Origin of the sequence: Bacillus sp. CH_48, assembly GCF_038008465.1 — a bacterium.
Lineage (GTDB): Bacteria > Bacillota > Bacilli > Bacillales > Bacillaceae_G > Bacillus_A > Bacillus_A thuringiensis_S.
Genome location: NZ_JBBOZF010000001.1, coordinates 4,152,257 through 4,176,137 on the forward strand (window position 1 = coordinate 4,152,257; position 23,881 = coordinate 4,176,137).

A 23,881-nucleotide genomic window follows, 5' to 3' on the forward strand; every position below is an offset into this window, starting at 1 on the left:
AGCCAACTTTAAAAAGTCAGCTTTTATTACAATTCCTTTATCCCATTTTTAGTGCCGATAATTGCTTTACTCGTCATACTTATAAACAATCCTGTTTCAACTACACCAGTAATCATTTTTAATTGGGTTTGTAAATGGGCAGGATTAGAAATATGATTAGAGAATATACAATCGATAATCATGTTATTGTTATCGGTTATATAGGTTTCATTATTTTTCAAACGTAATGTTGTTTGACACCCTAAAGACTGAATTTTATTTTCGGTTTGTTTCCATGAAAAAGGGATGATTTCAACAGGTAATGGAAAATTACCTAAATGTGTTACAAGTTTCGATTCATCAGCAATGATAATTAGTTCTTTAGAGGAAGAGGCAACGATTTTTTCACGAAGTAATGCACCACCACCGCCTTTTATAAGTTGTAAATTTGAATCAATTTCATCCGCTCCATCAATTGTAAGATCAAGACTTTGTACGTCGTTTAACGAAATTAGGGGGATATTTAGTTGCTGTGCTAATGCTTCAGTTTCCTTTGATGTCGGTACAGCTTGAAATGATAATCCTTCTTTTACATACTCACCTAATTTTTGTATTGTCCAATATACAGTAGAACCTGTACCAAGCCCAATCTTCATGCCATCATTTACAAAGTTAGCAGCATATTCGCCAGCGAGTTGTTTTAAATTCATCGCTTTACTCCGCCGGACGTGGCCCAGCATCAAGACTTGAATTTTCAACTGTAAGTACCGGACGAACGACTATATCTTTATGTACACGCATTTGACAAGATAATCGTAAATGATCTTCAATCCCTTTTTCCGTCATTGCATGTTTCTCATTCGCACTCGCTTCACAGAAATCACCTGCTAGTATTTCTACTCTACAAGTCGTGCAACGTGCATTCCCGCCGCAACGATGGAGAATGTTGACACCGCTATCTTCAATTGCTAATACTAACTTTGTTCCTTCTTTCACATCAAAAGTTCCCGCACCTTCAATTGTTAATTTTGGCAAATTTGTTCCTCCTCACGTAAAATTGTACATAACATATTTATGACCGCGAATTCTTGAACATAAACATTATTTTTTTATACCCCCGTAACTTTTTTAAATGTAGAATCGTTTATTAAGTAAGCGCTGAAAAGGAGTGGTTATTTTGTGCACAAAAGTAACTCATGTTTTAAAGAATCATATCGATATGAATCATTCAAATATAAATTTTTTAATTGAACAATATGGAGAGCTAAAAAGATACTGTACTTTTTTAACGAAAAACAAATGGGATGGGGAAGATCTCGCCCAAGAAACGGTGTGTAAAGTGCTTCAAAAATATAGAAATAAAGATATTTGTATGACACTCGTCTATAAAATAGCTAGAAATCGTTGGTTAGATCAGATGAAGTCTAAGTCTGTTCATGAAAAAATAAGAGAACAAATCACTGTTGAAGAACCACATGAGAACATTGCAGATTTGCATGAAATGGTAGGGAAAGTATTGTCTTCATTAAATGTACAGCAATCCGCAATTTTATTATTAAAAGATGTTTTTCAATATAGTATCGCTGATATTGCTAAATTGTGTTCTGTATCAGAAGGTGCAGTGAAAGCTTCTTTATTTCGGAGTAGAAATAGGCTGAAAACTGTAAGTGAAGAAGGGATCGAGATAGTCGAATTCACAGAGGATATTGAAGTTGTTGTAACGTCTATTCGTGAGGAAAGACCGGAATTGTTAACGAAACTTCTTCCGACAATAGATTTTACTAAGTTACCATCTAAACAGCCAGTCTTATTATTTAGTGTAAAAGAACCTTCTTCCTACAGTTGTATGCTTTGCGTTGCATAACAAGTATTGGGGGGATTTAAAATGAATGCAATTCCATATGTAGTAGAACAAACAAAATTAGGAGAACGTTCCTATGATATATATTCAAGGCTATTAAAAGACCGCATTATTATTATCGGTTCAGAAATTAATGATCAAGTAGCGAGTAGTGTCGTAGCTCAACTATTATTTTTAGAAGCAGAAGATGCAGAAAAAGATATATATTTATATATCAATAGCCCAGGAGGTTCAACGACAGCAGGTTTTGCAATATTAGATACGATGAATTTAATTAAACCAGATGTACAAACGCTATGCATGGGCTTTGCGGCATCATTTGGTGCATTGTTATTATTATCAGGAGCAAAAGGAAAACGGTTTGCGCTCCCTAACAGTGAAATTATGATTCATCAGCCGCTTGGTGGTGCACAGGGGCAAGCAACAGAAATTGAAATAACAGCAAAAAGGATATTAAAGTTAAAGCATGATATTAATAAAATGATTGCAGAAAAAACAGGCCAACCGATTGAAAGAGTAGCGCATGATACAGAAAGAGATTATTTTATGACCGCAGAAGAAGCTAAGGAATATGGAATTGTAGATGATGTTGTTACGAAAAAATAAGATGAAAAAGGCTAGAGGATATGTTAATTCTCTAGCCTTTTTATTAATCTTTTACCCATTCATCAACTAATGCTTGATTTTTTTTAATCCATTTTCGCGCAGCTTCTTCAGGATCTTTTGTTTTATTTAACATGACCATTAACGTACCAAGTTGTTCATCGGTCATTTTCCATTTATCAAAGTATTTTATAACATCTGGGTGATCTTTTTCGAAACCTTTACGAACGGAGTAATAAATGTCATCTTTTTCACCATATACTTTCTTAGGGTCTTTTAAATATTTTAAGTCAAATTCTGAAAAACCCCAATGCGGATTCCAAAGCGTAACAGCGATTGGTTTCTTTTTCGTATATGCTTTCTTTAATTCACTCATCATCGCAGCTTCTGAGGATTGGACAAGTTTTAGTTTTATATCATATTCTTTCATTGCTTTATTCGTTAAATTCATAAGACTACTACCAGGTTCGATACCGACAATTTTATTATCTAATTCATCTTTATGAGCATTTAAGTCTTCAATACTGTTAATATTTTTCACATAGGAAGGTACGACTAGACCAAGTCCAGTACCTTCGTACCATTTTGATTTTAAGACAATATCATCTTTATAACGATCGTTTAGCGGCTTATCCGTAACGGGTAGCCATACTTCTAAATTCGCATCAACATCACCACGAGCGACACCAGTCCAAATTGCGGCTTTTTCTAAATACATGAGCTCAACTTTGTAGCCTTTTTCTTCTAATAAAACTTTCCACATGTTTGCAGTTGCAATATTTTCTTTCCAACTTGTTACACCAAGTTTAATTTTTCCTTTCGAATTTGCATTTGTTGCATTACATGAAGTGAAAATCATAGTAATAAATAATGCAAGGCATATAAACCAAATTTTCTTTCGCATCGAAAACCTCCTAAGTAGTGTTTGCCTTATAAAATAAATGTATAAGTAAGCATTCTTATTATGAACGGAAACGAGAATTTTAAAGAAATCTTATGAATGTCATTTTTATGTAATATTTCTTTGCAAAATCGCAACACTATGTGAATAGATGGGTAGAAAAGGAGTAGTGACATGGATAATACAAAGGTGCGTGTTGAAAACGTAACAAAAGTATTCGGGAAACATCCGCAAAGAGCCCTTTCTTTATTAAAAGAGGGGAAAAGCAAATCGGAAATTTTAAAAGAGACAGGAATGAACGTTGGTGTAAAAAAAGCAACGTTTGAGGTATACTCTGGAGAAATTTTCGTTATTATGGGTTTGTCTGGTAGCGGGAAATCTACGCTAGTTCGTATGTTAAATCAATTGATTAAACCAACTGCAGGTCATATATACATAGATGGTGAAGACATCGCAACGATGGGAAAAGAAGAGTTACGGAGAGTAAGAAGAACGAAAATGAGTATGGTATTTCAGAAGTTCGCTCTATTTCCGCATCGTACGGTTATACAAAATGTTGCATATGGTTTAGAAATACAAGGGGTTTCGGTAGAAGAGCGAGAGAAAAAAGCGTTAGAATCGCTACAGTTAGTAGGACTCGATCATCATAAAGATAATTATCCAAGTCAACTTAGTGGTGGTATGCAGCAGCGCGTTGGAATCGCAAGAGCACTAACGAATAATCCAGATGTATTACTAATGGACGAGTCATTCAGTGCATTAGATCCACTTATTCGAAAAGAAATGCAAGATGAATTGTTAGAGTTACAAGATAAAATGGAAAAAACGATTATATTTATTACACATGATTTAGATGAAGCGCTTCGAATTGGGGATCGTATCGCATTAATGAAAGATGGAGAAATTGTCCAAATTGGAACGCCAGAAGAAATTATGATGAGCCCCGCTAATGAATTCGTAGAAAAGTTTGTTGCGGATGTGAATTTAGGAAAAGTAATTACAGCGGAATCTATATTAAAACGACCAGAAACTTTATTAATTGATCGTGGACCACGTGTAGCCCTTCAAATTATGAGGAATGCAGGTGTTTCAACTGTATATGTTGTCAATAAAAAGTATGAGTTTTTAGGTATATTAACCGCGGATGATGCGAGTAAAGCAGTTCAAAAACAATGGCCGATTGCTGATTTATTACTTAATGATATTCCGCATGTGTATTTAGATACTTTACTGGAAGAGACATATGCAAAAATGGCGGAGATGAAATATCCGTTACCAGTAATCGATGAGAAGAAAAGGCTAAGAGGAATTATTAAACGTGAAAGTGTCATTCAAGCTCTTGCAGGAAACATTGAGGAAGAGGTGAAAGACGATGAATAATATACCACGTATTCCTTTAGGAGAATGGGTCGACTCATTTGTTGCAAGTTTATATGAGCACCTTGAAGGCATATTCCGAGGGTTCTCTTATATTATCGGCGGATTCGTTGATTTACTCACTAATTTTTTAACAATAATACCGGCCATATTGATGATTATTATCCTTTGTTTCCTCATTTGGTACACAACGAGAAAAGTATCATTAATTATTTTTACACTAATCGGCTTATTGTTTATTTTAAATATTAACTACTGGGCACAAACGATGCAAACATTAGCACTCGTACTTACGTCTGTTATTATTTCAATTATTGTCGGAATTCCAATTGGAATATTAGCATCTCAAAATGAACGTTTTTCAAAATTTTTAAAACCAACATTAGATTTTATGCAAACAATGCCGGCATTCGTATACCTCATTCCAGCGATTACATTTTTCGGAGTTGGTGTAGTACCTGGAATTATTGCATCGGTAATCTTTGCAATGCCACCTACAATTCGTTTTACTGACTTAGGAATTAGACAAGTTCCAGAAGATTTAATTGAAGCAGCGAATGCATTTGGATCCACAGCATCACAAAAACTATTTAAAGTACAATTACCACTTGCAACCGGAACGATTATGGCTGGTGTGAACCAAAGCATTATGCTTTCGTTATCAATGGTTGTAACAGCGTCACTTGTAGGAGCTCCTGGGCTTGGAGTTGATGTATATCGCTCGGTAACACAAGTTAATATCGGAATGGGATTTGAAGCTGGATTAGCTATCGTAGTAATCGCAATTATATTAGACCGAATTACACAAGGGTTCCATACGAAAAGAAAATAATGACCAAAAAACACACTTTTATACTACAAAGTGTGTTTTTTATTGCATCCAGTTTACATACGAACGATAACAGAACCTCCAGCTGGTGCACAAACTTGGTTTTGCTGTTGTTCCATGGATTTAATTAATTGATTATTTTCTTCGATTAATGAGATTAATTTAGCTAACTGACTTTCAAGGCTAGCGATGCGCGGCATCATATATTGTGAATCATGATGCAATGTATTCCTTACAGGATGGGGGGAATAAACATACTGTTGATTTATATTTGGATTCCAATGAGGATGCATTTGAATCGTTCCTCCTTCAATAAATTACGGATCTTTCTTATAGTAAATGCCTATATATATTTAATGGTTACTTGAAATTTTTTCATTATAAAAGGAGTATGTACAGAAAATGGAAAATATTATATATGAAGTTAAAGTGCTTTTTTTGAAAAGATTCAAGCGAGATAGTGCGTATATTAATACATTTAAGTGAGTGCATGTTGTTTAGGGAGAAATGATGGGAGGAGATGCAATTTTGGCTAAAAATAAAAAAAGAAATGATGCTTTGGCAATAGGTGTCGGTATAGGGGTTGTAATCGGTGTATTTCAAGGGCACTTTACAAATAATTTAGTAATCGGAATTGTGATTGGGATTATAATTGGGATTGCGTTTTTGAAGAAATAATGAGGTGTAAATTCATTTCAAAGTTGCAGTATCAAAAGAATGAATATTCGGAATGTTAAACCTGTTTTTCCTTTTTTTGTGATATTATATATGAAAAGGATGGTGATGGATATGTCAACAAACAATCAAGTAGAACAAAACTGCTTCATTTGCGAAAAACATAAAGGAAATATTATAGTTCCAGGTGGAGCTATTTACGAAGATGAACTCGTTTACGTTGGACATGTCTACTGGGATAGTGAAGAATCATACCTAGGTTATGTAATGATAGATATAAAAAGACATGTACCTGGCCTCGCTGAACTAACAGATGAAGAAGCGAAAGCGTTCGGACTTATAACAAGTAGAGTAAGTAAAGCGCTAAAAGAAAGCGAAGGTGCAGAGTATATTTACACTTTTGTTTCAGGAAATGGTGTACCACATATGCAGGTGCACATTATTCCACGTTATCCGAATACACCAAAAGAATTTTGGTCACCAACCGAAGTAGCGAAATGGACTGGTGCACCATATGGTGATGAAGAGAAAATAAAAAAACTATGCGAAAGAATACGTAAGTATATGGTAAATGAGTATGCATACAACAAATAATAGAAAATATTCATGGGTTGGAAATAAGAAGATGTGTTTAGACGAAGTTTCAGTAAAACAATATGGTGATATCGTACTCGGAATATATGGCGGTAATATAAACGCTGGAGCAAAAAAGAATGAAGATGGTGCATTAGTTTGGTCGAATGGTGATTGGGAGTTTACAGCTATTTTAGATGGACATAATAGTGCGGAAAGTGTTGATTTAGTAGTAAATACAATCGAAAAAGAATATGAAAATATAAAAGTAATAATGAATGAATCGATTGATACAGTATTTCAATCTGTTGAAAATCATATACTTTCAATTTTTCAATCCTCTTCATTTAAAGAAAAATGCCAAAGAATTAAAGGTGAAACAGCTTGCTTACTATGTGTAAGAAAAGAAAATTATATATGGTGGCTTTCTATTGGTGATTGTTTAGTGTATGTATTTCATGAAGAGTTACATAAGTTAGGGCAATATGCATTAAATCAACGTCATTTTTACGAATGGATTGGAAATGTAAACACATTTGATTTACCTGTTCCTTGCTATTCATCAGGTATTCGTGAATTACGTACTGGAAAGAACCGAATTGTAATAGTGACAGATGGAGTATTAGAATGCGGGGAACACCGATATGAAACACCTGTAAATTTGTATAATGCTATGAATAGAAATGATAAAACACTTAAAGAAAATATTCACAATGTTTTAGAACACGTGCATCATCAGTTGGGACGTGATAGTGCGACTATAATTAGTTGGGACGTTGAAAATAAAGAGAATGCCACGTATCCTAGTGATCAGCCGGAGAAAATGAAAGTAAGAAAATAAAAGGATAGGGTTTTCAGTCAATTATAAAAATACCTCTATTAATTTTATCGGTACTATCTATATTCGTTTTTGAAAAAATAGAAAGAAAAAGGATAAACATCCCGGAACAAAAGGGATGGGAAATAGATTGTTGTTGTACAATACATAAAACATGTCTTGATAAAACTACTACTAAAGAAGATAAAGAAAATGAATATATTATCTAAATATTTTAAAAAATAATCCACTTTGTTACGAAAACATAATTAATTTAATAGGAGGGAATGCAGTGGGCAACTCTACTATTTGGATTATAGTTATTAGTATGATAATTGGAGGGTATTTTTTAGAAAAGTTTTTAAGAAAAAAACTAAATATGCCAAAGGGCAATGCTTGGATATATAAGCATGTAAATAGTTTACATGTAAAATTAGAAATAGGTCTTTTTATCGTATATTTTATAGTAAGTTTTATTTATCTGTTCAAAGTAGAAAATGCTAATATAGGAATTGCTGTATTTGCTTATTTTGGAGCAATTTCCTTATTACGCGTATGGATGGAATGGAAGTATAACAGAGAGACAAAGGAATATATTCTTTCTATAATTGGATTCTTTGCATTTGTTTTTATGGTTTCAATGTTACTTTATTTTGATCCTCTTTCTACATACTAATGTCATTTTGGTTTTTCATGATGAATATTTAAAAAGAGTAGCTACCATTATTTATCTTGATAGTTACTCTTTATATTTACATCTTCTTAAAACTCCTCAACACAAGAAACTCCCACAATCTCCAAGGAAGAATTTTCTTCGCGAAGATCATAAATTTCACACCTTTACCGATTGGATATCGTAAATTTGTACGCTTAGATTCAGCAATTTCTACAATTTTATTAGCAACCTCTATCGGATGACCAAATGTATCACTACCGCTATTAATATGTTTTTGTATTTTATCCATATATTCTTTGTAAGGAGATGTTGTATCAGATTGGTTTTCAGCTAGTTGTTTACCAACCTCCCATATATTTGTGTTGTAAGAACCAGGTTCAATTAAAGCGACGTCTATTCCGAAAGGTTTTAATTCTAAGCGAAGCGATTCACTCCAGCCTTCTAATGCATATTTTGAAGATACATAAGGAGATAAACCAGGAAATCCAACTTGGCCGCTAATGCTGCTTATATTAATGATTTTTCCGCTTTTTTGTTCTCTCATATATGGTAAAACAAGCTGGGTAATTGATATAGCTCCAAATAGGTTCGTTTCAAATTGTTTACGGTATTCCTCTACTGGAATTTCTTCTACAAAGCCGCCATTTGCATATCCTGCATTATTAACAAGAAGGTCTACTTTTTGTATTTCTTTTAAAAATAATTGGAAGTTATGTATAGAATTTTGATCGGTTACATCTAATTGTTGAACTTTTATATTGTGCTGTAAGTTAAGTTGAGTAACTTGAGATATTAAGTTTACTTGTTTTTCAAGGTTTCGCATTGTAGCGATAACTAAATAATCTTTTTTTGCGAGTTCGAGTGTAGTTAATAGTCCAAATCCACTTGAGGCTCCTGTAATTATTGCGATTTTTTTATTCATTTTCCGCCAGCTTTCTTTTTCTTTTATCATAACGAGTTATGATAAGAAAATCTATTATTCTTACATTTAGTATGAAATCAATTTGTATGTAAAAAAGGGGATTATAGGGAATGAGCGTATATAGAGTAGTGTATATTAATATGATAATGAAATGAGGGAAAAAAATGGTCCATGTGAAAGATGTATTAGCAGATCAGCTATTAGCGAATGCAAATGATCCTAGTTGGTATATGCCATTTTCCGATGCAGTTAAGGATTTATCTGAGAGGGAAGCTTGCTGGAAACCGAATGAAGAGAGTAATAGTATAGCTGAAATCGTACAACATTTACTGTATTGGAACTCTACGTGGCAAACTAGGTATAAAGAATCAAATGTGAATGCAGTACCCGCTATAGGAGATAATAACAAAAGTTTTATGCTTTCAGATAATCAAACTTTCGATGAATTACGGGAAAAACTACTAGAAAAACTGTTACAATGGCAAAATCTCATTAATGAAGAAAAGGTTGAAAGTGATGTAGTGGGATTTCCTGTTTCTGCAAAGTGGTGGGAAGTGTTAGCGAATGTAACAACTCATAATGCATATCATATTGGGCAAATTATTTACATCCGAAAATTACAGCAGAGCTTTGAGAATGAATAAGATAATAGTTCTCAAATTAGGTGAACAAAAGTGGACAAAACGAGACATCTGTCTCATTTTGTCCACTTTTTTATTATGAAAGAAATGAGAAAACCCATGAAATCAAGGATTAGAATTTGGCATAGTACTTGCAATATAACAGACGAACAAGAAAATAGGAGGGCTGGACATGTTAAAAACAACTGAAAGTAAAGGGAATGAAATTACGAAAGAACAAGCTCGTTGGATGTATAAAAAAATGTTAGAGATTCGTAAATTTGAAGATAAGGTGCATGAATTGTTCGCGCAAGGCGTTTTGCCAGGTTTCGTTCATTTATACGCAGGTGAAGAAGCGGTAGCAGTTGGTGTATGTGCCCACTTAACGGATAGTGACAGTATTACAAGTACACATAGAGGTCATGGACATTGTATCGCAAAAGGTTGTGATTTAAATGGTATGATGGCTGAGCTTTTCGGGAAAGCGACAGGGTTATGTAAAGGCAAAGGTGGTTCCATGCATATTGCCGATTTAGATAAAGGAATGCTTGGTGCAAATGGCATTGTAGGTGGCGGTTTCCCACTTGCTTGCGGTTCAGCATTAACAGCTAAATATAAAGGAACAAAGGATGTAAGTGTTTGCTTCTTCGGTGACGGAGCAAATAATGAAGGGACATTTCATGAAGGGGTTAATTTAGCAGCGATTTGGAAGTTACCGGTTATTTTTATCGCAGAAAATAATGGTTATGGTGAAGCAACTACATTTGAATATGCTTCAAGTTGTGATTCTATTGCCAATCGTGCAAAAGCTTATAATATTCCAGGTGTTCAAGTAGATGGAAAAGATCTTCTCGCTGTATATAAAGCTGCTGCAGAAGCAGTGGAACGTGCGCGTAATGGTGATGGTCCAACAATTATTGAATGTATGACATATCGTAATTATGGTCATTTCGAAGGTGAAGCGCAAACATATAAAACAACAGAAGAAAAAGAAGAACATTTAAATGAAAAAGATGCAATTGTGAATTTCCGTAAGCATTTAATTCATGAAGGTTTATTAACAGAATCTGAACTTGTTGATATGGAAAAAGCAGTAGATGATGCAGTACAAAGATCCATTGAATTTAGTGAAAATAGTCCATACCCAGACGATGAAGAATTATTAAAAGATGTATACGTTTCTTACAAATAAGAGGAGGGTGAAAAATTATGACTAGAACAGTAAGTATGTCAACTGCAATTAATGAAGCGATGAAAATCTCAATGCGTCGTGATGAAAATGTAATTTTAATAGGTGAAGATGTTGCAGGCGGTGCACAAGTTGATCACCTGCAAGATGATGAAGCTTGGGGTGGTGTTCTTGGTGTTACGAAAGGACTTGTACAAGAGTTTGGTCGAAATCGTATATTGGATACACCAATTTCTGAAGCGGGTTATATGGGAGCTGCGATGGCAGCTGCTGCAACTGGGTTACGTCCGATAGCTGAGTTAATGTTTAATGATTTTATCGGTAGTTGTCTTGACCAAGTATTAAACCAAGGTGCGAAATTCCGTTATATGTTTGGAGGTAAAGCAAAAGTACCCGTTACAGTACGTACGATGCATGGCGCTGGTTTTAGTGCAGCAGCTCAACATTCACAAAGTTTGTACGCATTATTTACGAGCATACCAGGTATTAAAGTTGTTGTTCCTTCCACACCGTATGATGCAAAAGGCTTATTATTAGCGGCAATTGAAGATGATGATCCAGTAATCTTCTTTGAGGATAAAACACTTTACAATATGAAAGGTGAAGTGCCAGAAGGATACTATACAATTCCATTAGGAAAAGCAGATATTAAACGGGAAGGTTCTGATGTAACAATTGTCGCAATCGGAAAGCAAGTTCATACAGCGCTTGCAGCTGCAAAGCAATTATCGAAAAAGGGGCTTGAAGTAGAAGTAATTGATCCACGATCTTTATCACCACTTGATGAAGATACTATTTTATCATCTGTTGAAAAAACAAATCGTCTTATCGTCATTGACGAAGCGAATCCTAGATGTAGTATTGCAACAGATATTGCGGCAATTGTAGCGGATAAAGGTTTTGATTTGTTAGATGCACCTATTAAACGAATTACAGCACCACATACACCTGTTCCGTTCTCACCACCACTTGAAAAGTTGTATTTGCCAACGCCAGAAAAAGTAATTGAAACTGTATCAGAAATGATTGGAGACCAATCTTTATTACATGTGTAATAAAACGATGAGAAGGGAGAGAGACACATGGCTGTAGAAGTTGTAATGCCGAAGTTAGGTATGGCGATGAAAGAAGGTATTATTACGAACTGGAATATTAAAGCAGGCGATAATGTAGCAAAAGGAGAACTAATTGCTAGTATTAATTCAGAAAAAATTGAAACGGAAATTGAAGCGCCAGCTGATGGTACGGTACTTGATATAGCTGTAAGTGAAGATGAAGGAGTGCCGCCTGGTACTGTAATTTGCTACATCGGTAAACCGAATGAAAAGGTAGAAATGCAGGAAAGCACACATGTTGTAGAAGAAAAAACATCTAATATAGAAGTACAAAATGTACAAAATCAAGAAGCAAATGGGAAAGAAGTATCGAAGCAAAGAATTAAAATTTCACCTGTAGCGAAGAAAATTGCAAAGTCTGAAAATCTGGATATCAAGGCATTAGTTGGTACAGGTCCTGGCGGAAGGATTACAAAGGCAGATGTATTAAAAGTACTTGAGGTAAGAGTAAACGTTCCGGAAATATCTGAACGAGAAGAAAGTAAAGCGATTCCTGTTACTGGTATGCGTAAAGCAATCGCAAATCGTATGCACGCAAGCTTACAAAATAGCGCACAATTAACGTTAACGATGAAAGTAGATGTAACAGATTTAGTTGCTTTACATAAAGAAATAGCGGAAGTTGTACAAAAAAGATATGATAATAAATTAACTATTACGGATTTCGTCTCGCATGCTGTTGTATTAGCACTTGGAGAGCATAAAGAAATGAACAGCGCTTATATAGATGATGCAATTCATCAATTTGAACATGTGCATTTAGGCATGGCAGTCGCATTAGAAAAAGGGTTAGTCGTTCCAGCTATTCGCTTTGCAAATAATTTATCTTTAGTAGAGTTGTCTAAAGAGATTAAGAATGTGGCACAAAAGGCACGAGCAGGTAGCTTAAGTAGTGATGATATGCACGGAACGACATTTACAATTAGTAATTTAGGTAGCTTTGGTATTGAATATTTCACACCGGTATTAAATACACCTGAAACTGGTATTTTAGGTGTAGGTGCAATTGAACATGTTCCTGTATTTAAAGGGAAAAAATTAAGAAAAGGAAGTATGTTACCTTTAAGTTTAACATTCGATCATCGTGTATTAGACGGTGCACCAGCAGCTGCATTTTTACGCACAATTAAACATTATTTAGAAGAACCTATAACAATTCTTTTATAAAGAGAAGGTGAGAGAATGAGTAAATTAGTTGTTATTGGGGGCGGACCTGCTGGCTATGTAGCAGCAATTACCGCGGCTCAAAATGGCAAAGATGTCACTCTTATTGATGAAGCTGACCTTGGCGGAACATGTTTAAATGTTGGGTGTATGCCTACGAAATCACTGTTAGAAAGTGCTGAAGTACATGACATTGTGAGAAAAGCGAATGATTATGGAGTTACGATTAATACAGAAAATATCTCAATTGATTGGGGTCAAATACAGGCGAGGAAATCACAAATCGTAAAGCAACTCGTCCAAGGAATACAATATTTAATGAAGAAAAATAAAATTAAAGTTGTAAAAGGAAAAGCGAAATTCGAAACGGATCATCGTGTGCGAGTTGTACAAGGAAATAAAGAAGAAGTAATTGATGGAGGGAGCTTTATTATTGCAGCTGGTTCCGAACCTACAGAATTACCATTCGCTCCGTTCGATGGAAAATGGATTTTAAATAGTAGCCATGCAATGTCTCTTGAGAGTGTACCATCTTCATTGTTAATCGTTGGCGGTGGTGTAATAGGATGTGAGTTTGCAAGTATTTATAGTAGACTCGGCACAAAAGTATCGATAGTTGAGATGGCACCGCAATTACTACCTGGTGAAGATGAAGATATCGCGAATATTTTAAGAGAGAAATTAGAAAAAGATGGTGTGGAAATTTTTACGGGAGCAGTTTTAAAAGGATTAAATAACTATAAGAAGCAAGCTTCATTTGAATACGAGGGAATTACTCACGAAGTAACTCCAGAATTTGTTCTTGTTTCTGTAGGAAGAAAACCACGAGTACAACAATTAGGATTAGAAAAGGCAGGAGTTCAGTTTTCAAATAAAGGGATTGCTGTGAATGAACATATGCAAACGAACGTATCACATATTTACGCAGTTGGTGATGTGATCGGTGGAATTCAGCTTGCTCACGTTGCCTTCCATGAAGGAACGACAGCAGCATTACACGCAAGCGGAGAAGACGTGAAAGTAAATTATCACGCTGTTCCCCGTTGTATATACACAGCTCCAGAAATAGCTAGTGTCGGGTTAAGTGAAAAAGGTGCAAGAGAACAATATGGTGATATTCTCATTGGAGAATTCCATTTTACAGCGAACGGAAAAGCTCTTATTTTAGGAGAACAAACGGGTAAAGTAAAAGTCATTGTGGAACCTAAATACCAAGAAATTGTAGGGATTTCTATTATCGGTCCTCATGCAACTGAACTTATTGGTCAAGGGACCGTAATGATTCATACAGAAGTTACCGCTGATATAATGAGAGATTATATTGCAGCGCATCCAACCTTATCTGAAGCGATTCATGAAGCATTATTGCAAGCTGTAGGACAGGCTGTACATGCTTAAATCGAATTATAATAAACCACTATTCTCTAAATGAATGAGAGAATAGTGGTTTGAATTTTTATAGAAGAAATTAAATCCTCTATTACTTTTTAATGTCAATAGCTGAAGTTTTATCGTTCCATTCAGGAGCTAAATTAGCAGTTTTACCGTACCAATCAGCGTGTTTAAATAAAACGCCTTTTCCATATCCTTGTGTTGAAGTGTGTTCCCAAAGTGTTGTTGAATAACTTGCAGAAGGCGACGCTGTACTTACAGAAGAAATTCTGTCATTCCAGCTAGATGGTAAGTTTTTAAAGCCACTGCTCCAGTAAATATATTGGCCACCTTTATCTTTATGTTCATAAAAATCAGTACTACCAGCACCACTACCTAAAGGATTAATATTATTTTTAATTGCTTTTTTATCCTTTGCAATATACGCATCCAATGTTTCGCGGCTAGTAAAACCATAAGCTAGCCAATCTCCATTTTCATTTTGCTTAGGTAATACCATAGTAATTTGGATATCTTTCTTATCCTGATCACTTAATTTTGCAAATGAATTAACACTTTGTTCATCCACTTTTAAATAATCAAATGACTTAATTGTGTTACTTTTTTCCTCAGCGCTTACTGCACCTAGTCCTCCAGTTAATGCAAAACCCGCTACTAATGTCCCTGCTACTAATTTCTTCAACATATAACCATCCCTTTTTGTTTGAATTTTTGTACAGGTGAATCTTGTACAGCTAAAATGTATTCTAATTTTATACTTTTGTAAATATTCTGAAGTTTTAGAAATAATAGGCGGAATATTTACATTTTTACATTATTTCTTTAGAAAAAATGGTTATTGGAATGATATAATAAGTGGATGTATTGCTTTTACTGGATGTAAAGATATTTTAGGAGAGGTGTCATTGAAATATTTTACAAGAGAATGGTATAAAAAAATGCAAGTTTTAGAATTTGTAAGTTTTATAGAGTCTATAAAAGAATGGTCGGAAATGGATATACAAAGTTTAAAGGAAGAAATAGAGGAAAGGAAAATAGATTTATTAAAATTCCTTCCTGAATCGATATACTCAATTATACAAAACATAACAATTAATTCAGAATACCCCTCAGGTGAACTGAAAAAACTTATGCAAGAGTGGACAACAGATTATGAGAAAAGAATGGCACAATTAGATCAATCATACGTAGAATATTTTAATTCCATTGAGAAAAAACTTCCGTCAAATGTCGCTCAGTTACACAAGACATCACTACACGATAGTGTAATTAAAGTAATAAAGAGAGAATCAGAAGATACTTTGTCTATCGTATTAGATTGCAGTGGTACTTTTAGTGAATTTGATAAACTTGAAGTAACCTTTATAGGAGTAACAAAGTGTTCTATGCAGGAAAACTTTGACAGTGCTTGGTGGCTATATCATGAAATAGCTCTTACTGAAGATGGTTTTGAACTAGGTGTTTTATTTGACTCTCCATTTAGAGAAGTGACGATTTGCGCAGCAGATGTATTACTTGTGAAGAAATAATGTTGTATGGAGTATTACAAACGTTTGACATAATAAAAAAATAAAGTTATTGTAGATACATGGAGTCTACAATAGGAGCTGTACTATGAAATATTCTAAAGCTACAAATTATGCTCTTCATACAATGCTTTTTCTGGCAAAGGCCACACCAAATAAGTTAGTTAGTGTTTACCAATTAGCAGAAATGCAAAATGTTTCACCAACGTACTTGTCTAAAATACTAACTAAGTTGACGAAGGAAGGGATGATACACTCATCATCTGGTCCAAAGGGCGGTTACTCGCTTAGTAAGAATTGGGAAGATATTTCATTTTTAGATATTATACATGCAATTGAAGGCAAAACATCATTGTTTGACTGTTGTTTACATGACAAACCTGGATGTTTAATTAATGAGGCAATGCTCGCAGCAGAAGAGAAAATGGAAGAAGAGTTAAGAAATCAAAAAATCGTAGATCTTGCGAAAAAAATAAAAGTGGATTTTTAATCTGCTTTTATTTTTAAATTAATTAAGGATAAAAAGGCTCTTTAATATCTTTAATTGTAGTTAGAAAATGATATGAAGAAGGAGAGAAGATGATGAATAATTTTTGGAATGATCGATATAAATCAGATGAATATTTTTACGGGGAAGAACCTAATACATTTATTAAAGAACAAGCATTTCGTTTAGCAAATCACAATAAAGTAATAGCATTTGCGGAGGGAGAAGGTAGAAATGCTGTATTTCTAGCAAGACAAGGGAACGAAGTAACAGCTATTGATTATTCGAAAGATGGATTAGAAAAGACAAAAAAATTGGCAGAGAAGCATAACGTAAACGTGCATACAAAAAAAGTAGATTTATTAGCTGATAGTTTGCCAGAAAATGAATATGATGCGGCAATTATGGTATTTGGACATTTTCATGATGATTATAAAAAAATGATATTAGATAAAATGATACAAACGATAAAGCCTGGTGGATTAATTATGTTTGAAGTTTACTCAAAAAAACAAATAAACTATAGTACTGGTGGACCAAAAGATGTTGATATGCTGTATGATCCAATTGATATCCTTACTTGGTGTGAAGAACATAAGGTAATTCATTTCTTTAATGGAGAACAAGAGCGAGTTGAAGGGAAAGGGCACACTGGTTTAGCTGATGTTATTCAAGTTGTTATTAGAAAATTAATATAAGTGTTAATGAAAGTTAAATGTATGAATGTAAAAAGACCAGTCGTATAAGACTGGTCTTTCTATTTAGATACTAAATTATCAAGCTTCCAATATGTATTTGTTAACGGCGCAGCTTTGCTATCTATGTATAAATACATATTATTTAAATCTTTTGATGAAGTTTTCAGTTCAAATACAACGTCAGTAGTTAAAGAGAATTCGTGTGGAACATTTTTATAGTGCTCGTCACCTATCGGATGAGCTTCACCTTCATATTTCTGACCAGTTTTTTCATCTTGTATGAAATATTTTATTTCCGAAAGATCAATAGTTTGTCCATCGTCTCGAACATTATTAATCATAACACGAGTAGTAAGGCGCCGCTCTTCGTCTATTTTTTCAAACTTTGCATTCTCAACTGTCGCTCTATAGTATTCATTTTTAACTATTTCTCCATAGTGCATTGCATTCTTTTCGAGAGCGCTCTTTTCTTGTTTTGGTGTAGTATTGCTATTGCACCCTGTTAATATTCCTGTAAATAATAATGCTGTACATGTCGTTTTGATTAGTGATTTCATAGTAATCCCTTTCTGTATTAAAAAGTAAAACATAGGAATAATTTTACATGAATAAGGAAATAAATAGAAGTCTTTTAGTGGAATATGCAAATCTGCATTTATTTTATGTGAAGTTAACAAAATAGAAAAAGAGGAAAACACTGCATAAAGACGGAAGAAAAAGGATTGAAAATATTGTGAAACGGAAGAAACGTGCATATAATTAATATAAAGTTCAAATTTCTGAACCTTCAATAACGGTGGTGATAACATGTTTACTGAAGAACGTCGAGAGAAAATTTTAGAACTACTTAATACAGATGGAAGAGTAATAGCAAAGGATCTTGCGGAAAGATTTGATATGTCTATTGATTCTATAAGAAGAGATTTGTCTATTATGGAAAAGGATGGTTTATTAAAAAGAACGCACGGAGGTGCAATTGAACTTACGCGAGTGAGAAACTTAGCTGCGGAACCAACTAAACGTTATAGTGATAGCTCAATATATGAGGACACAATTGCAAGAGTTGCGGTATCTTATATACAAGAAGGTGATTCAATTTTTATTGGTGGGGCTTCCGTTCATAATGCGATGCTGAAATATTTACCGGAAGTATCATTTACGGTTATTACGAATTCTATAGAAATAGCTGGTTATCTACGAGAATATAAGAATATTGATACGTATTTAATTGGCGGAAAAGTAAAACCTTCAGGGAATATTACTGATACACTTGCCTCTGAATTGATAAGTAGATTTTCTATTGATCTGTATTTCTCTACAGGTGGAGGCATTTCATTACAAGGTATTAGTACCGCAACACCTGAAGTTGCTTATTTTAGTAAAAGAGTAAGTGAAATTGCTAGAAGAAATATTTGTTTAGTTCCGCATAATAAACTTGGAATAGATTGTTTTATAAGAGGAGAGTCTCTAAAAAAAATTGACATTATTATAACTGACGAAGAGGCTAGTAAAGAAACTGTTCAGGACTTTGAGAAACAAGGTAAACAAGTTGTAATAGCGCCATTATATTCATTTGAAAGGAGTTTGACATGATTGTAAAAGAGCAAGAGTTTCATATAAATGGATTAACTTATACAATTCGTTCTGCAGCTGAGAAAGATGCAGAGCAGTTATCGAAAATTAGAGTTCAGATTGATGGAGAAACTGAAAATATGGATAGAGATGCTGGAGAGGGATTTATAGATGATCTAGGATTTCAAAAAATAATAAAAACAGATAGTGAAGAGACTAAGAATCTCTTTTTAGTTGTAGAAGTGCACAATCGAATCGTTGGATTTTCAAGATGTGAAGGGTCAAATTTTAAGAGATTATCTCATAAAGTGGAGTTTGGTGTTTGTATTTTAAAAGAGTTTTGGGGATATAGAATGGGTAAGAGTCTATTGCAACAATCTATTAAATGGGCTGATGAAAATGCAGTAAATAAAATATCTTTACAAGTATTAGAGACAAACGAGAAAGCTATTCATCTGTATAAAAAATTAGGTTTTGAAGTAGAAGGCATTTTGAAAAATGACAAAAGACTATCGGATGGAAAGTATTATAATACGGTAGTGATGGGAAGGTTTACTGATACTTTTCATAAAAGAGGGGAAGAGGTATGTTTTACAGAAGGAAGTACTATGTAGTGAAAAATGAATTCATAGAAGTATTTAATGATCATTTCAATAACACGAACTTACCTAATCAGTTAAAGCATGGCTCTAGGCTAATAGGACGCTGGATGAAAGGTAATAAGAATGGTACGTCTGAAGTATTCGCCATATGGGAATATGATAGTTTTGAACGGTATAAAGAAATTGAATCGAAAATTAGAAGTGACGAGATTCATGTAAAAAGAATACATGATTGGTATGAAAAACATGGCGGAAGAGAATATGTTTTACAGAAGTACATAGTAGAGATGAAAAATGAAGAGTTAGTATGTACTGTAAAATAATAGGAGCGAAGACTAATGCAGGTCAGAACGAAATTATATATTAGTTTATCAGCCGCTATTTTATTTGCAATAGCCGTGATTGTTTTCTTTATAAATGGTAATCCACAAAAGTGGTTTTGATTATGTATTTTCTTTGCGTCCATTATACAAAATATGGTGCTACTAAAAAAGAATAAAGACGCGCATTAATATATTCAAATTATTAACATATTTGTGTCATCTTTCTAGTTGTATTGAAAACGCTTTTATTCAGTTTTATAATAGAAGTATGTTTTATAAATCTCCAAAACAATTAAAAGGGAGATGATACAATGTTAGCTTCACCGTTTTACTTACATACATGGAAAAAGTTTATTGATGAAGGAGTCTTTGATTCGAACCGTATAAACGAAAGAATTTCAGAGTCATGGCATCGATGTAGACAAGCAAATGTGAATCCTTATATGAATAAAGGTCAGAAAATTTTGTCTTCTAATGTTTTTCAAGAACAAAAGAAAAAGAGTGAAATTTTTCTTGATATAGCATTACCTCAAATACAAAATATGAGAAAAACCATTGATGAACTACAAATGATGGCATTATTAATCGATCCAGATGGTTATGTTCTATCGTTAAGTGGAAATAAACAAACGTTAAAGCGAGCGAAACATATTAATTTTATTGAAGGTGTAAAATGGACAGAAGCAGCTGTTGGTACAAATGCAATTGGAACAGCGCTAGAAATTGAAGAAGCTATTATGATAAGTGGTACTGAACATTATTCCGTGGCATCTCATAGCTGGAGTTGTGCGGCTGCTCCTATCCATAATGATGACGGGAAATTAATTGGTGTTCTAGATTTCTCCTGTCCAATTGAATTTTCGCATCCATATATGCTCGGTATGGTAACTTCAATTGCACATGCAATAGAACGTGAATGTAGCATAAGAGTTCATCAAAATGAATTACACTTAATTCATCGTTTTTTGGATGTCATTGATAGTGACGAACAAGTAGTTATTTGTAATCATCGTGATGTTATCGTTTCTGCGAGTAAGAGTGTTCGTGAACGAATAAATAATTGGTCAAGAATGAAGCTTGAAGAGTTAATGCACCATGGATTGGAAACTAAATTAGAGATACCAGTATATAGTAATGAAAGAATGATTGGGAAATGTATGTATTTAAAGAAAAACAAACAAATAAATACATATTCTGCTTTCGCATTTATAAAAGGAATTACTTTTTCAGGAGTTACCGGGACAAGCAAAGCATTTCAACACACACTAGAAGAAATTAAGCTTGTTTCACCGACTGATGCTAGTGTGTATGTATGTGGTGAGACAGGAGTAGGAAAGGAATATGTTGCGAGAGCGATTCATGAAAATAGCCCAAGAAAAGATGGGCCCTTTATAGCTGTTAACTGCGGTTCTCTGCCTAAAGAATTAATGGAAAGTGAATTGTTCGGTTACGTTGAAGGTGCGTTTACAGGTGCGCGACGTCAAGGGTATAAAGGGAAATTTGAACAAGCGCATGGAGGAACATTATTTTTAGATGAAATTGGTGAAGTACCACCAGAGATGCAAGTAGCATTATTGCGTGTTTTACAAGAACGTACAATAACTCCAATAGGAAGTTCAAAAGAGGTACCAGTAAATATTCGTATTATTACTGCCACACATAAAGATTTACTACGGTTAGTAGAAGAAGGGAAATTCCGTCAAGATTTATATTATCGTTTGCACGTTTATCCGTTATATGTTCCATCGTTAATAGAAAGAAAAGAGGATATCTCATATTTTATACAACACTTTTGCGAACGGAAGAATTGGAATGTTGTATTTCCAAAGAGTATTTGCAATCAATTTTTACAACATACATGGCCCGGAAATATTCGAGAACTAGTAAATGTATTAGAACGCATTTACATCTTGTCGCAAGGACGGGAAATATGCGAAAAGCAAGTCGCTTTTTTGCTACAAACAATGATGGGAAATCAACAACAACTTGAGTTACAAGTTGAAAATAAAACAGAACATCCACTAAATTTTCGCGAAAAAATACAGCGTGATAGCATGATTGAAGTATTACAAAAGACAAACGGAAATGTTTCATTAGCTGCAAAACTATTAGATGTACCCCGTAGTACATTTTATAAGCGAATGCAAAAATATAAGTTATAAAGTAGATTTTTGTAATCTACTTTTTCTCTGTGGGCTCATGTTCTGTCGGAATCTGCGCTTACCGGGGAAATAATAGAATTGTTAGAAGGGAAATTTCCTAATGGAGGTTAGTATGTGAAGTATATTGAGATTGGAATCGGGAATAAGTGGTTCGTTCGAACGGAAACTGAAAATAAAGATGGGACTGAATTTGAAGAACGAGGAATTATAAAACCTATTTACTTAGAGTCTGTATACGTACGAATTTGGTTTCGGAAAACGTGTTTTATTTTTGATACGAAAGAGGGTTTTAAGAAAGATAAGAAGAGAAGGATTGAATATAAATTTATTGTTGGAATTGTGAGTAGGGTGACTGAAGAAAAAGTACGCTAATGAAAAGCATGTAAAGTAAAAGTGGTACTCAATCTATTGAGTACCACTTTCAGTAAATGATAGAAATTTGTTTGCAAGTTTTTCTTGCGACATGTTTTTATCCTTTCTATATAGAAGTTTGTATTAAGAATATTATGCAATAAATATCAGAAAATACAGTTATTAATAGATTAGGAGAGAATAGTATGTCAATGTCACTATATTATAAAAAATCCGTGAGCAATTAGGGCATGAACTAATATTCATGCCGAGTGTAGCTGCTATTATAAAAAATAAACAGGGGGATATTTTATCCCGCATTAACGGGCAGTAAGACTCCCATCTCAAAATTCAGCGAAAGCAAAGAAGTTAGGTGGGGGATCAACTGCCCGTAAAAGCCCGATTGGTTCAACTAATAATCAGTGGGGATAATAAAACCCCCACTGATTAAAGTTTCACTTTATTTCAATATCCTGGTGGGGAATACTGGAGTTTGCCAGCTGGAGCAATTGAACTTGGGGAAACTCCAGAAGAAGCAGTAGTTAGGGAAGTTTGGGAAGAAACAGGATTGAAAGTACAAGTAAAAAAACAAAAAGGAGTATTTGGAGGAGAAAAGTACCGCCATACATATCCGAATGGTGATGAAGTAGAATATATTATTGTTGTGTTTGAGTGTGAAGTTAGCGGTGGCGAGTTGAAATCGATAGATGGTGAATCGTTAAAACTAAAATATTTCCCTTTATCTGAAAAGCCCCTTTTAGCATTGCCATACCTAGATAAAATATTTTTATAAATGTAAAATAGCACACCGTATTTATTGCAGGTGTGCTATTTATATAACCCCGTCGTATACATTTCCGTCAATGTATGTACTATCTCTTCTAACTCTAATTTTTTATCATTTTTCACAATCGCCCAAAGAAACATCTCATTCATTGCGAACCAAGCACGTGCTACAATTTCTTTATTTAATTCAGGCTGTGCTAATCCACTTTCTTGAGAGTATGTAATATCCTGCGTAATATTGTTTATGAAGCGTTCCCGTATCTCGTCCCATTTTTTACGTATCTCTTTTGATAATCCGATTGCTTCTTCTACAACTTGTAAAATAGCTCGTTCTTTCTTTGCTAGTTGGAGAAATGCTCTAACTTGATTTCGAATCATTTTATGAGCTTCTTCCTTCGTTTGAGGCAAAAAGGAGCGCTTGGCAATATTATGAAATTGATTCATAACATCTTCCATTAAACTAATTAGGAGATCGTCTTTGTTTTTGAAGTATACATATGCTGTTCCGTAACCGGTTTCTGCATGTTTAATAATTTGTGTAATTGTCGTTTTTTGAAATCCGTTACGTATAAAAATAGTGTAACCAGAGTGTAGTAGTTTCTTCTTCGTTTCTAAGGAGCGGTGTTTTCTTGATGAAAGAGTAGAGTTTTTCAAAGAATCACCTCTTTATACTGAAATGTC

The 23,881-nt window shown here is 34.1% G+C and carries 29 protein-coding genes and 1 pseudogene; 22 read left to right on the plus strand and 8 right to left on the minus strand.

Going from position 1 to position 23,881, the window contains the following annotated elements; all coding sequences use genetic code 11:
- Window positions 1–26: 26 nt before the first annotated feature.
- On the minus strand, window positions 27–689 hold the full coding sequence (gene rpiA, locus N2V92_RS20915; protein WP_016077570.1) for a ribose 5-phosphate isomerase A: 663 nt from the start codon (window positions 687–689) through the stop codon (window positions 27–29).
- 4 nt (window positions 690–693) lie between these two features.
- On the minus strand, window positions 694–1,014 hold the full coding sequence (locus tag N2V92_RS20920; protein WP_001125391.1) for a 2Fe-2S iron-sulfur cluster-binding protein: 321 nt from the start codon (window positions 1,012–1,014) through the stop codon (window positions 694–696).
- A 142-nt stretch (window positions 1,015–1,156) separates the two neighbouring features.
- On the opposite strand from N2V92_RS20920, the gene N2V92_RS20925 reads away from it, so the two are divergent.
- Window positions 1,157–1,843 (plus strand): RNA polymerase subunit sigma-70, encoded by a 687-nt coding sequence (locus N2V92_RS20925; protein ID WP_000337517.1) that lies wholly within the window; start codon window positions 1,157–1,159, stop codon window positions 1,841–1,843.
- 21 nt (window positions 1,844–1,864) lie between these two features.
- Window positions 1,865–2,446 (plus strand): ATP-dependent Clp endopeptidase proteolytic subunit ClpP, encoded by a 582-nt coding sequence (gene clpP / locus N2V92_RS20930; RefSeq protein WP_000991620.1) that lies wholly within the window; start codon window positions 1,865–1,867, stop codon window positions 2,444–2,446.
- Between the two features lie 43 nt (window positions 2,447–2,489).
- Here clpP and N2V92_RS20935 read toward each other — a convergent pair whose 3' ends face one another.
- Window positions 2,490–3,347, minus strand: a complete 858-nt coding sequence (locus N2V92_RS20935; protein ID WP_001227626.1) for a glycine betaine ABC transporter substrate-binding protein — start codon at window positions 3,345–3,347, stop codon at window positions 2,490–2,492.
- 171 nt (window positions 3,348–3,518) lie between these two features.
- Between N2V92_RS20935 and N2V92_RS20940 the strand changes: the two genes are divergently transcribed.
- The gene (locus tag N2V92_RS20940) at window positions 3,519–4,724 is read left to right on the plus strand and encodes a quaternary amine ABC transporter ATP-binding protein (protein ID WP_000370608.1); all 1,206 of its coding nucleotides are present in this window, start codon (window positions 3,519–3,521) and stop codon (window positions 4,722–4,724) included.
- Window positions 4,717–5,553, plus strand: coding sequence for an ABC transporter permease (locus N2V92_RS20945; protein ID WP_001059837.1), 837 nt, complete (start codon window positions 4,717–4,719; stop codon window positions 5,551–5,553). Before N2V92_RS20940 ends, N2V92_RS20945 begins: the two co-directional genes overlap by 8 nt.
- Window positions 5,554–5,606: 53 nt before the next feature.
- Here N2V92_RS20945 and N2V92_RS20950 read toward each other — a convergent pair whose 3' ends face one another.
- Entirely contained in the window at window positions 5,607–5,843 is a 237-nt protein-coding gene (locus N2V92_RS20950) for a hypothetical protein (protein ID WP_000553346.1), read from the minus strand.
- A 217-nt stretch (window positions 5,844–6,060) separates the two neighbouring features.
- Here N2V92_RS20950 and N2V92_RS20955 point away from each other — a divergent pair, with 217 nt between their 5' ends.
- The 4 genes from N2V92_RS20955 (at window position 6,061) to N2V92_RS20970 (ending at window position 8,291) form a co-directional block, all read left to right on the plus strand.
- Window positions 6,061–6,228: a hypothetical protein gene (locus tag N2V92_RS20955; protein WP_000508401.1), complete on the plus strand. Its 168-nt coding sequence runs from the start codon at window positions 6,061–6,063 to the stop codon at window positions 6,226–6,228.
- A 90-nt stretch (window positions 6,229–6,318) separates the two neighbouring features.
- Window positions 6,319–6,819: an HIT family protein gene (locus N2V92_RS20960; protein WP_003278553.1), complete on the plus strand. Its 501-nt coding sequence runs from the start codon at window positions 6,319–6,321 to the stop codon at window positions 6,817–6,819.
- A complete protein-coding gene (locus tag N2V92_RS20965; protein ID WP_000557563.1) occupies window positions 6,803–7,639 on the plus strand; it encodes a PP2C family serine/threonine-protein phosphatase in 837 nt (278 codons plus the stop codon). The genes N2V92_RS20960 and N2V92_RS20965 overlap by 17 nt, the downstream gene beginning before the upstream one ends.
- 268 nt (window positions 7,640–7,907) lie before the next feature.
- Window positions 7,908–8,291 (plus strand): DUF4181 domain-containing protein, encoded by a 384-nt coding sequence (locus N2V92_RS20970; protein ID WP_000528449.1) that lies wholly within the window; start codon window positions 7,908–7,910, stop codon window positions 8,289–8,291.
- Window positions 8,292–8,367: 76 nt separating this feature from the next.
- Here N2V92_RS20970 and N2V92_RS20975 read toward each other — a convergent pair whose 3' ends face one another.
- Window positions 8,368–9,213, minus strand: a complete 846-nt coding sequence (locus tag N2V92_RS20975) for an oxidoreductase (protein ID WP_001034800.1) — start codon at window positions 9,211–9,213, stop codon at window positions 8,368–8,370.
- 164 nt (window positions 9,214–9,377) lie between these two features.
- Here N2V92_RS20975 and N2V92_RS20980 point away from each other — a divergent pair, with 164 nt between their 5' ends.
- The 5 genes from N2V92_RS20980 to lpdA all read left to right on the plus strand — a co-directional run bounded on the left by N2V92_RS20980 (window position 9,378) and on the right by lpdA (window position 14,699).
- Window positions 9,378–9,857 carry a DinB family protein gene (locus tag N2V92_RS20980; protein WP_000233789.1) on the plus strand — a complete coding sequence of 160 codons (480 nt, stop codon included), beginning with the start codon at window positions 9,378–9,380 and terminating at the stop codon, window positions 9,855–9,857.
- Window positions 9,858–10,026: 169 nt separating this feature from the next.
- Window positions 10,027–11,025, plus strand: coding sequence for an acetoin:2,6-dichlorophenolindophenol oxidoreductase subunit alpha (gene acoA, locus N2V92_RS20985; protein WP_000921300.1), 999 nt, complete (start codon window positions 10,027–10,029; stop codon window positions 11,023–11,025).
- 17 nt (window positions 11,026–11,042) lie between these two features.
- Window positions 11,043–12,077, plus strand: coding sequence for an acetoin:2,6-dichlorophenolindophenol oxidoreductase subunit beta (gene acoB, locus N2V92_RS20990; protein ID WP_000198898.1), 1,035 nt, complete (start codon window positions 11,043–11,045; stop codon window positions 12,075–12,077).
- 27 nt (window positions 12,078–12,104) lie between these two features.
- Window positions 12,105–13,304, plus strand: coding sequence for a dihydrolipoamide acetyltransferase family protein (locus tag N2V92_RS20995; protein ID WP_000257746.1), 1,200 nt, complete (start codon window positions 12,105–12,107; stop codon window positions 13,302–13,304).
- A 15-nt stretch (window positions 13,305–13,319) separates the two neighbouring features.
- Window positions 13,320–14,699, plus strand: coding sequence for a dihydrolipoyl dehydrogenase (lpdA, locus tag N2V92_RS21000; protein ID WP_000041184.1), 1,380 nt, complete (start codon window positions 13,320–13,322; stop codon window positions 14,697–14,699).
- A gap of 82 nt (window positions 14,700–14,781) precedes the next feature.
- Here lpdA and N2V92_RS21005 read toward each other — a convergent pair whose 3' ends face one another.
- Entirely contained in the window at window positions 14,782–15,378 is a 597-nt protein-coding gene (locus N2V92_RS21005; protein ID WP_016077571.1) for a hypothetical protein, read from the minus strand.
- A 220-nt stretch (window positions 15,379–15,598) separates the two neighbouring features.
- On the opposite strand from N2V92_RS21005, the gene N2V92_RS21010 reads away from it, so the two are divergent.
- From N2V92_RS21010 to N2V92_RS21020, 3 genes are all read left to right on the plus strand, one after another.
- Window positions 15,599–16,222, plus strand: a complete 624-nt coding sequence (locus N2V92_RS21010) for a DUF4085 domain-containing protein (protein WP_000873450.1) — start codon at window positions 15,599–15,601, stop codon at window positions 16,220–16,222.
- Window positions 16,223–16,307: 85 nt separating this feature from the next.
- Window positions 16,308–16,709, plus strand: coding sequence for an Rrf2 family transcriptional regulator (locus tag N2V92_RS21015; RefSeq protein WP_000877653.1), 402 nt, complete (start codon window positions 16,308–16,310; stop codon window positions 16,707–16,709).
- Window positions 16,710–16,798: 89 nt separating this feature from the next.
- A complete protein-coding gene (locus N2V92_RS21020) occupies window positions 16,799–17,404 on the plus strand; it encodes a class I SAM-dependent methyltransferase (RefSeq protein ID WP_002082658.1) in 606 nt (201 codons plus the stop codon).
- A gap of 59 nt (window positions 17,405–17,463) precedes the next feature.
- Here N2V92_RS21020 and N2V92_RS21025 read toward each other — a convergent pair whose 3' ends face one another.
- Window positions 17,464–17,961: a hypothetical protein gene (locus tag N2V92_RS21025; protein WP_016077572.1), complete on the minus strand. Its 498-nt coding sequence runs from the start codon at window positions 17,959–17,961 to the stop codon at window positions 17,464–17,466.
- A gap of 250 nt (window positions 17,962–18,211) precedes the next feature.
- Here N2V92_RS21025 and N2V92_RS21030 point away from each other — a divergent pair, with 250 nt between their 5' ends.
- The 6 genes and pseudogenes from N2V92_RS21030 to N2V92_RS21060 form a co-directional block, all read left to right on the plus strand.
- Complete coding sequence (locus tag N2V92_RS21030) at window positions 18,212–18,997, plus strand: DeoR/GlpR family DNA-binding transcription regulator (protein ID WP_000493642.1); 786 nt, start codon at window positions 18,212–18,214, stop codon at window positions 18,995–18,997.
- Window positions 18,994–19,590, plus strand: a complete 597-nt coding sequence (locus N2V92_RS21035; protein ID WP_000635676.1) for a GNAT family N-acetyltransferase — start codon at window positions 18,994–18,996, stop codon at window positions 19,588–19,590. Before N2V92_RS21030 ends, N2V92_RS21035 begins: the two co-directional genes overlap by 4 nt.
- Entirely contained in the window at window positions 19,563–19,901 is a 339-nt protein-coding gene (locus tag N2V92_RS21040) for an NIPSNAP family protein (RefSeq protein WP_000499995.1), read from the plus strand. The genes N2V92_RS21035 and N2V92_RS21040 overlap by 28 nt, the downstream gene beginning before the upstream one ends.
- A gap of 311 nt (window positions 19,902–20,212) precedes the next feature.
- Entirely contained in the window at window positions 20,213–22,063 is a 1,851-nt protein-coding gene (locus N2V92_RS21045) for a sigma-54-dependent Fis family transcriptional regulator (RefSeq protein ID WP_000881380.1), read from the plus strand.
- A gap of 114 nt (window positions 22,064–22,177) precedes the next feature.
- Complete coding sequence (locus tag N2V92_RS21050) at window positions 22,178–22,435, plus strand: DUF3977 family protein (protein ID WP_000873836.1); 258 nt, start codon at window positions 22,178–22,180, stop codon at window positions 22,433–22,435.
- Between the two features lie 439 nt (window positions 22,436–22,874).
- Window positions 22,875–23,207: pseudogene (locus N2V92_RS21060) on the plus strand (NUDIX domain-containing protein); the annotation flags it as partial.
- A gap of 35 nt (window positions 23,208–23,242) precedes the next feature.
- Here N2V92_RS21060 and N2V92_RS21065 read toward each other — a convergent pair.
- Entirely contained in the window at window positions 23,243–23,854 is a 612-nt protein-coding gene (locus tag N2V92_RS21065) for a TetR/AcrR family transcriptional regulator (RefSeq protein ID WP_000798548.1), read from the minus strand.
- Window positions 23,855–23,881 lie beyond the last annotated feature (27 nt).